1 tRNA gene is annotated in these 218 nt (G+C 49.1%); it reads left to right on the top strand.

Features of this window, described 5'->3' with window-relative positions:
- Nucleotides 1-59: 59 nt before the first annotated feature.
- Nucleotides 60-135, top strand: a tRNA-Val gene (locus WD019_RS21865).
- The last annotated feature ends 83 nt before the right edge of the window (nucleotides 136-218 follow it).

Raw genomic sequence — 218 nt, 5'->3', positions numbered from 1 at the left:
ACTACCCCCTGAGTGGGGGATTTGTTATGGAATTTTCGGAAGAAGTTTTTGCTAAAAATGGAGGATTAGCTCAGCTGGGAGAGCACCTGCCTTACAAGCAGGGGGTCGGCGGTTCGATCCCGTCATCCTCCACCATTTTAATTGCCGGTTTAGCTCAATTGGTAGAGCAAGGAGCATTCCTTCTTTGATTGTGCTACGACTTGTCTCGACGCAGATGG

The organism is Fictibacillus sp. Mic-4 (genome assembly GCF_049843615.1).
GTDB classification, from domain to species: Bacteria; Bacillota; Bacilli; order Bacillales; family Fictibacillaceae; genus Fictibacillus_A; species Fictibacillus_A gelatini.
Note: the sequence above shows the minus strand (reverse complement) of the source record. Positions and strands in the feature narration are given on the sequence as shown.